Consider the following 8,782-nt stretch of genomic DNA (forward strand, 5'->3'; position numbering starts at 1 on the left):
CCCTCGCGGGCGCCGGCCCCTGGTACAGCGTGCTCACCGGGCGCCACCCCACCCAGCGCAACCGGGCGGCGGGGATCTACGGCAAGTACGTCAACAACGGCGGCCCGAGCAGGAACGTCACGCTGAGGGACTTCGCCATCATGGGCGAGATCACCGAGCGCGTGGACGAGGACCAGGTCAACGCCCTCGGCGGCGCGATGTCCAACTCCACCGTCGACAACCTGTGGCTCCAGCACACCAAGGTCGGCGCCTGGATGGACGGCCCGATGGACAACTTCACCATCAAGAACAGCCGCATCCTGGACCAGACCGCCGACGGGGTGAACTTCCACATCGGCGTGACCAACTCGACGGTGACCAACACCTTCGTGCGCAACACCGGTGACGACGGCCTCGCGATGTGGCCGGAGAACGTGGCGAACGTCAACAACTCGTTCACCCACAACACGGTGATCCTGCCGATCCTGGCGAACAACATCGTCACCTACGGCGGCAGGGACATCAAGATCACCGACAACGTGGTCGCCGACACCATCTCCAACGGCGGCGGCATCCACATCGCCAACCGCTACCCGGGCGTCAACTCCGGCCAGGGCACCGCGGTCGCCGGCACGATCACCGTGGCGCGCAACACGCTGCTCAGGGCCGGCAACTCCGACTACAACTGGAACTTCGGCGTCGGAGCGCTGTGGTTCGACGGGCTGAACGAGCCGGTGAACGCGACGATCAACGTCACCGACACCGACATCCTGGACAGCTCGTACGCCGCCATCCACTTCATCGAGGGCAGCACCAAGACCGTCAACTTCACCAACGTCCGGATCGACGGCACCGGCACGTACATGATCCAGGCGCAGTCGCCGGCGACCGCGAACTTCACCAACGTCACCGCCGCCCACATCGGCGCCGGGGTCGCGATCCACAACTGTGTCGGCACCGGGCTCGTCATCACCCAGGGCACCGGGAACAGCGGCTGGAGCCCCAGCTCCACCACCTGTACCGGCCAGTGGCCGGCGCCGAACTACATCTACCCGGGCGGTGGCGGCAACACCACCCCGAGCCCCACGCCGACCGGCCCCACGCCCACCCCGACCCCGACTCCGACCCCCACGCCGACGCCCTGCGCGCCCGGCACCGGTGACGTGGCCCGGGGCAAGGCGGTGACGGCCACGAGCCAGAACCAGGGCTTCGCGGCGCCGAACGCGGTGGACGGCAACGCGGACACCTACTGGGAGTCGGCGAGCAACGCCTTCCCGCAGACGATCACCGTGGACCTGTGCGGCGTCGTCTCGGCCCAGAGCGTGGTGCTGAAGCTGCCCCCGGCGGCGGCATGGGCCACCCGCACGCAGACGATCGCGGTCCATGGCTCCACGGACGGCACGAACTGGACGCCGCTCTCGGCCGCCGCCGGGCGCACGTTCAACCCGGCCTCGGGCAACACGGCGACGGTCACGTTCCCGGCGACCAACGTCAGGTACGTGCGGCTGACCTTCACCGGCAACACCGGCTGGCCGGCCGCGCAGCTCTCCTCGTTCGAGGTGTACGCCACCGGCGGCCCGGACCCGACCCCCACGCCGACTCCCACTCCCACCCCTCCGGCGGGCAACCTGGCACGCGGCAAGGCGACCAGCGAGAGCGGTCACTCCGACGTGTACGGGTCGGGCAACGTGGTGGACGGCAACGCCAACACCTACTGGGAGAGCGTGAACAACGCCTGGCCCCAGACGGTGACCGTCGACCTCGGCGCCGCGACCAGCGTCAGCCGGGTGGTGCTCAAGCTGCCGCCGGCGGCCTCCTGGGCGACCCGCTCGCAGACGCTCTCGGTGCTGGGGTCCACCAACGGGTCCTCCTACAGCACGGTGAAGGCCTCCGCCGCCTACACCTTCAACCCGGCCACGGGTAACACGGCCACGATCACCTTCACGGCGACGAGCCAGCGCTACCTGCGCCTGAGCTTCACCGGCAACACGGGCTGGCCGGCCGGCCAGCTCTCCGAATTCGAGGTCTACGCCTCCTAGCGAGGCCCGTCCCTCCCTGGAGGGGCACGAGGACCGGGTCTCGGGGACAGGAGGACGCACCTGTCCCCGAGGCCCCTCATCCGAGACCTCCACAGACCCCGGACCAACCTGGACTGGTCCGGAGCCGATGCTCTCGGAGGAGGGCCACCTCCTCCGAGAGCTCGGGCAAAACGGTCCGCGACCAGAGGGAGACGTCAGTCCAGCCGGGCCGCGCCAGGCGATGATCCACCAGACTGTTGTCCCCGGCTTCCCTGCCGGCCCGGACAACAGTCTTGTGCTTACCTCCCGGTCTCGAGTGATCTGGCACTCTGTCGCCACACGGTCCCCGGCACCGAGAGGCCCCTCCATGACCACTGAGAACGGCACGCGCCGCCTGTTTCCCTCCAGACTGCGGCTGAGCGGCCATGGCCTCGTCCTGCGCGAGTGGGCGGACGACGATCTCCCGGTGATGGTGGAGCTGTTCGACAACCCGGAAGTCGCCTACTGGACGCCGCTGGTGTCGCCCTTCGGCCTCGGGGCCGCCCGCGACTACCTGGAGAAGGCCCGCCGCTCGCGCGCCACCGGCGGGCGCGTCCACCTGGCCATCACTACGGACGGCGGCCGGGCGAAGGGTGAGGTGCTGCTCAGCCGGAGCATGTGGGACGACGGGACGGCGAGCCTCGGCTACGCCGTCGGCCCCGCTTACCGGGGGCAGCGGCTGGCGGTGCGAGCCGTGCGGGTGCTGACGGACTTCGCCCACACCGCCGCGCGGCTCTCCCAGGTCTTCCTGGAGATCGAGCGGGACAACGAGGCGAGCATCCGGGTGGCCAGGGCGGCGGGGTTCCAGCTCACCGACGCGCCGCCCAGCGTCGTCGAGGACAAGGGCCGGAGCCTGAACCTCTACACCTGGTCCCACTCCTGCCCGTGAACACACGTACGGCACCCTCTGCCTGGCGCTCATGGCCGGGCAGCGGGGCGTAGGTCACCTGCGCTGCGACGTCAGGCCGACTGGTCCTCGACGTGGAACGAGATGCCTCCCTGGTCGTCGATGGCGGCGTCGAGAGCCTTGTCCTCGAGCACGGTCGCGGCCACCGGGTCGAGGTAGACCTTGGCCCCTTCGCTCTCGACGACCTTGTCGGTGGTCTGGGGCCCGTCCGCGACGGACAGCATCAGCGAGCCCGCGTCGTCGTCCTGCGACGAGATTCGGATCCCCTTGTCGGTCGACTCGCCCGCTTGGGCGTTGAGGTCACGGATCACCTTGGCGGCGGTGTCTGTAAGCGTGAGCATTGCGTCTCCTCGCCAGGGTTGATTTGTTGGACTAATCCCGCCCATGCCCGCTTTTAACGGCATAAACCGCCGGGCCGAATCCTGTGGGTCGAATCTCGCTAAATACCCGTTGACGCCGCTTTGGTGCTGATCCCGATCGTGGACGCCGCGGCGGGCGGGCTCAGGGGGCGAAGGCGCGGCGCACGGTCTTGGAGAGCGCGTGCCGGCGCCGTTCGTGGTCGGCCTCGTCGTCAAGCTGGTCGGCCAGGAGCCGGTAGAACAGCACGCCGATGTTTGGGCGTCACGACGGCGGCCGGGTGAGTTTGGCGGCCACGGCGTCGAGGACCCAGTCGAGGCCGGTCGCGAAGGACGCCTCGGCGTCCACCTCCGTGCCGTCGTACACGGCCTTCGCCAGCGCCGGGAAGCGGCCCGTGGCCAGCATCTTCCTCACATGCGGGCCGGAGGCGCGCTGCCAGTCGCGCTTGGACAGGCCCGTGGCGCGCTCGGCCCGCAGGTTCGCGATCTCGCGCCTGATCGCGCCAGTGAAGTAGGCGCTGACAGTCTCCACGGCGCGCATGACGGTGTCGAGGTCGGCGAGGCCGTCGAGGGCGGCCAGCGTGGCCTCGGTCACGGCGAGGGCGTTTGGGCCCAGGGTCGGACGGCCGCCGAGCAGGTCGGCCAGCCATTCGTGGCGGAGGGTGGCCTGCCTGGTGCGATGGGCGCGGACGCGCAGCACCTCCCGCCAGTCGCCGGGCTGCTCCTCGGCGAGGATCTCGGCGTGGACCTCGTCCACCATGAGGTCGAACAGCTCCTCCTTGGTGGAGATGTATCCGTACAGCCGCATCGGGCCGGCGTCCAGCCGGGCGGCGACCTTGCGCAACGACGCCGCTTCCAGCCCGCCCTCGTCGGCCAGCGCGATGGCGGCGGCGGCGATTCGCTCCCGGTCGAGCGGCACAGGGCGAGTCGGCGGCTCCGGCCGGTCCCACACAGTCATGGGTACATCGTACTGTTGCGATTCATCGTAATAGGCAAATACAGTATATCGATATGAGACACCGTATCGCCGTGATCGGGGGCGGCCCCGCCGGCCTCACCTTCGCCCGCGTCCTGCACCGCCACCATCACCCCGTCACCGTCCTCGAACGCGATCCCGCCCCCGACGCCCGTCCCCCCGGCGGCACGCTGGACCTGCACGAAGGCATGGGCCAGCTCGCGCTGGGCAAGGCGGGGCTGCTGGCGGAGTTCCAGGCGCTGTCCCGTCCCGAGGGGCAGGCCATGCGCATCCTGGACACCGACGGGACCGTCCTCCGCGACTGGCAACCCCGTCCGGGTGACCGGGCCAATCCCGAGATCGACCGCGGGCAACTCCGTGACCTGCTGCTCGGCCCCCTCGACGTTCAGTGGGGGCGGGGGGTGACGAAGGTGGAGCCGGGGACCGGGGACGGCGTGCTGGTCCGTTTCGCGGACGGGCGACGGGAGACGTTCGACCTCGTGATCGGCGCGGACGGCGCCTGGTCCCGGGTCCGCCCGGCAATCTCGTCCGCGACGCCGCACTACACCGGCGTCACCTTGGTCGAGACCTCCCTGGACGACGTCGACACCCGCCACCCCGACCTCGCCCGGCTGATCGGCGACGGTTCCATGGCTGTGTACGGCGTGAACCGCGCCCTCGTCGCCCAGCGCAACAGCGGCGGCCACGTCAAGGTGTACGCCCAGTTCCGCGCGCCGCTGGACTGGCACACGAACCTGGACCGGCATATGGGCCTGAACCGGCGCGCAGGCCTGGACGCGGGCCTGGACCTCGCCGACGTCGAGGCCGTGCGATCAAGCCTGCTGGCTCTGTTCGACGGCTGGGCCGCTCCCGTCCTCGACCTCCTCCGCCACGGCACCGCTTTCGTCCACCGCCCCCTCTACGTCCTGCCCGTGTCCCACACCTGGGCCCACGTCCCCGGGGTGACGCTACTGGGCGACGCCGCCCACCTGATGCCCCCGCTGGGGGTGGGCGCGAACCTCGCGATGCTGGAAGGCGCCGAACTCGCCGAGTCCGTCGCCGCCGCCCCCGGCCCTGGCGATCTGGACGAGGCCGTCCGCGCCTTCGAGGAACAGATGTGGGCACGGGCCGGCAGGTGGGCGAAGATCACGACGGCCGGGCTGGAACGCCTCGTGAGCCCGGACCCCACCGAAGCCCTCGCCCTCTTCGACGAAGTTCAGCCATCCTGACTGCCAAGCGCGAGAGCACCAGCGGCTCGCCACGGCTTCACGGAACAGCACGGCACCGCCGCGGTTCCTTCCGGCAGATCCACCGCCCGCCATGTCCGTGGCCATGTAAAAAACACGCACTTGGCCGTTGACAGAGACGGGCCCGCAGGAAACCACTGGCAGGGAAGCGGTGCGGGAGTTCCAGATCTCGCGGGATGCCGGCAGCCAGTGGAGGCGGGGACCGCGAGGCCGCCGGAATCATCGCGATCACGTCGCCGCATCTGGCCAGGTAAGCCCAGCCGGAACTGCTCAGCTTGACACAGGGCTACTCATTACCCGTAAGCGTGGCCAACCCCTGTGTAGGTGGTCATAGTGGAACGGCGGGGGGTCACGGACGTTCAGGGAGGGCTCATGGTCGTCGTCGGCACGTGGAACCTGGAGAACCTGTTCCAGCCGGGGGGAGAGTACGGTCCCCACGACGCGGTCGCGTACCAGAAGAAGATCGCGGCGATGGCCGGCACGATCAGCGCGATGGGGCCCGACGTCCTCGGCGTCCAGGAGGTGGGACAGCCCGAGGCGCTGGCCGACCTGGTGGCGGCGCTGGACGGCGAATGGCACACCGAGCTGTCACCGCATCCGGACGCGCGGGGGATCCGGGTGGGGGTGATCAGCCGCCTCCCGTTGACCGTCCTTGAGAACGTCACGGCCTTCGCCGCCCCGCTGGCCGCCGTACAGAACGCCGACACCGGTCCCGCGACCACCCAGACCAGCCGCGGCATGCTCGCGGTCCGCGTCGAGCCGGCTCCGGGAGTCACGCTGGACGTCGCGGTCTGCCACCTGAAGTCCAAGCTGCTGAGCTTTCCCGGCGGCAGGTTCCAGGCGCGCGACGAGGGCGAGCGGGCCAGGTACGGCGCGTACGCGCTGTACCGGCGGGCGGCCGAGGCCACCACCCTGCGCGGGCTCGCCGACCGGCTGGTCGGCGGGCACGGGCAGGACCGTCCGGTGGTCGTCCTCGGCGACTTCAACGACGAGCCGCAGGCGGCCACCACGCAGATCGTGCTGGGGCCGCCCGGCTCCGAGCTGGGCACGGCCGGCGCGTTGCGTCCCGACCGGGGGGACGCGTGGCGGCTGTGGAACCTCGCCACCCTGATCCCCGAGGCCGAGCGCTACTCGCGGATCCACAACGGCCGGGGGGAGCTGATCGACCACGTCCTGGCCAGCCGCGCCCTCATCGAGCGGGTCGAGGAGATCCGGTCGGTGGTGGGGCACGGCCTCCCGTCGGTCACCGAGGACCCGGCCGTCCGCCGCGACGCCGCCGACTCCGACCACGCCCCGATCGTCGCCCGCTTTCGGCTGTGACCGGGTGGGCAGGCCGGGTCGCGGCCTGCCCACGGATGCTCAGCGCCAGGTGTCGTCGCGCGTGGCCGTGCCGCCGCCGGGGGTGGTGAAGGACCGGTTCGGGTCGCTCTCCCAGGTGACGGAGCCGTCGCTGTTCTTCTTGATGTACTTGTACTGGATCGCCGTGTTCGCCGGCAGGCTCACCGTGGCCCGCCAGATCGGGTACGTCGCCGACGACAGCGCCACGGCGCTCGCGAGGTTCCAGTTGCCCAGCTCGGGGACGTTCCCGACCACGAAGACGTTCTGCCCCCACGACGTCGTCACGTTCGCGTTGAACGAGGTGGTGACGGCCGGGGAGGCCGGCGCGCCGACCCGGATGGCGACCGCGCCCTTGGCCGGCACGGTGACGCTCGCCGTGCCGCTGGAGCTGACGGTCACCGAGCCGCCGCCGGTCAGGTTGGTGTACGTCCCGGCGGGCAGGCCAGTCGTGAAGGTGCCGGAGTAGGATCCGGAGCCGTTGTTGATGGCCACCCATCCCTTGGCGCCCCGGCTGAAGGCGATGACGCTGGAGCTGGGGGCGGTCCAGTTGGCCACCGAGGTGCCCTTGACCGTGTTGTGGAAGCCGACCATGCCGTTGATCGCGCTGTCGCGGTGCAGGCAGGTCCATCCGCTGGAGCAGTTCGCGGCCGTCACGTAGCCGTTGCCGTCCGAGGGCGGCGAGGCGTCGTTGTTGCTGAAGGTGAAGCCGTCGTAGATCTGCGGCGTGCCGAAGTTCCAGGCCAGCTGGAAGATGTTCGCCAGGTTGTAGGTGGAGCCGCTCTTGTAGGTGAGGGTCGAGCCGTTGCGCTCGGTGTCATGGTTGGTGACGAAGGTGACGGCCTTGTCGCTCGGCTGCATCCCGCCCCAGCCGGCGCCGAAGGTCTGCAGCTCGGAGATGTTGCCCTCGAACTTCTGCTTGAGGTAGCGCCCGTACTGGAAGTCCAGCACGTCGCCGAGCCCGGTGTACTGGCTCGGCTGCACGGCCTCGCCGGCGCCGTAGATCACTTCCTGGAAGATGTACGGGGAGCCGGTGACCTGGCTGTAGATCGCCCCGACGTCGGCCGGGCTCATGTGCTTGACCGCGTCCACGCGGAAGCCGTCGACGCCGAGGCTCCGCAGGTCGTTGAGGTAGGTGGCGATCCTGGTCCGCACGTAGCTCGCGCCGGTGTCGAGGTCGGCGAGGCCCACCAGCTCGCACCTCTGCACGTTGTTCGCGCTGCCGGTGTAGTCGCCGTCGTGGATGGTGTTGTCGGAGTTGCCGCAGGCGTTCGGGTAGTAGTGGAAGTCGGCCGCCGAGTAGGTCCCTGGGTAGATGTACTTCGAGAAGCTCTTCCCGCCGTACGACGTCGAGCCCTGGCCGGTCATGTGGTTGATCACCGCGTCGGCGTAGACCTTCACGCCCGCCGCGTGGCAGGCCTGGACCATGGACGAGAACTGCGCGCGGCTGCCCATCCGGCTGGTCAGGTCGTAACCGGCGGGCTGGTACAGCTCCCACCACGAGTGGGTGCCAGAAACCTTCATCGAGTCCTGCGGGGGCGACACCTCCACGCCTCCGTACCCGGCCGGGCCGAGCACGTTGGTGCACTCGGCGGAGACCGAGGGCCAGTTCCAGGTGAAGAGGTTGGCGATCACGTCCTTCGTGCCCGACGGGGCGGCCTGCGCGGAGCCCGTCGTCAGCGGGACGACGACGAGGGCGAGCAGAAGGGCGAGGACGGCGGTGAGGGCGAGAGGGCGGCCGGAGCGGGTCACGGCGTGATCGGGCAGGGTGAGGGGGCGGGATTTGTAGGATCTCACGTGGGGCCTCCAGGTCGATGGATGCGATCCCGTGCCGGGCCGGGTGCTGCAACACCCCGCCCGCCGCACGCCCCCCCCCCCCCGGGCGCGCCCGCCGCCCGCCCCCCCGCCCCCCCGCGCGGGGGGGGGGGGGGGGGCGCCGACCCCCC

The 8,782-nt window shown here is 70.3% G+C and carries 7 protein-coding genes; 4 read left to right on the forward strand and 3 right to left on the reverse strand.

Annotation, left to right across the window (positions count from 1 at the left end; all coding sequences use genetic code 11):
* Window positions 1–2,018 (forward strand): discoidin domain-containing protein (locus tag AB0O34_RS35015; RefSeq protein WP_363922984.1); only part of this gene is annotated, 2,018 nt, incomplete at its 5' end.
* Between the two features lie 346 nt (window positions 2,019–2,364).
* Window positions 2,365–2,925 (forward strand): GNAT family N-acetyltransferase, encoded by a 561-nt coding sequence (locus AB0O34_RS35020; protein ID WP_363922986.1) that lies wholly within the window; start codon window positions 2,365–2,367, stop codon window positions 2,923–2,925.
* 71 nt (window positions 2,926–2,996) lie between these two features.
* On the opposite strand, the gene AB0O34_RS35025 is transcribed toward AB0O34_RS35020, so the two are convergent.
* Complete coding sequence (locus AB0O34_RS35025) at window positions 2,997–3,284, reverse strand: Fe-S cluster assembly protein HesB (RefSeq protein WP_363922988.1); 288 nt, start codon at window positions 3,282–3,284, stop codon at window positions 2,997–2,999.
* Between the two features lie 280 nt (window positions 3,285–3,564).
* Window positions 3,565–4,257 carry a TetR/AcrR family transcriptional regulator C-terminal domain-containing protein gene (locus AB0O34_RS35030; RefSeq protein ID WP_363922990.1) on the reverse strand — a complete coding sequence of 231 codons (693 nt, stop codon included), beginning with the start codon at window positions 4,255–4,257 and terminating at the stop codon, window positions 3,565–3,567.
* A 53-nt stretch (window positions 4,258–4,310) separates the two neighbouring features.
* Here AB0O34_RS35030 and AB0O34_RS35035 point away from each other — a divergent pair, with 53 nt between their 5' ends.
* Both AB0O34_RS35035 and AB0O34_RS35040 read left to right on the forward strand, forming a co-directional pair.
* Window positions 4,311–5,483: an NAD(P)/FAD-dependent oxidoreductase gene (locus AB0O34_RS35035; RefSeq protein ID WP_363922992.1), complete on the forward strand. Its 1,173-nt coding sequence runs from the start codon at window positions 4,311–4,313 to the stop codon at window positions 5,481–5,483.
* Between the two features lie 390 nt (window positions 5,484–5,873).
* Window positions 5,874–6,821, forward strand: coding sequence for an endonuclease/exonuclease/phosphatase family protein (locus AB0O34_RS35040; protein WP_363922994.1), 948 nt, complete (start codon window positions 5,874–5,876; stop codon window positions 6,819–6,821).
* 39 nt (window positions 6,822–6,860) lie between these two features.
* Here AB0O34_RS35040 and AB0O34_RS35045 read toward each other — a convergent pair whose 3' ends face one another.
* Window positions 6,861–8,633 carry a carbohydrate-binding module family 20 domain-containing protein gene (locus AB0O34_RS35045; protein WP_363922996.1) on the reverse strand — a complete coding sequence of 591 codons (1,773 nt, stop codon included), beginning with the start codon at window positions 8,631–8,633 and terminating at the stop codon, window positions 6,861–6,863.
* Between the last annotated feature and the right edge of the window lie 149 nt (window positions 8,634–8,782).

The sequence above is a fragment of the Sphaerisporangium sp. NPDC088356 genome, from assembly GCF_040685555.1.
Classification (GTDB): Bacteria; Actinomycetota; Actinomycetes; order Streptosporangiales; family Streptosporangiaceae; genus Sphaerisporangium.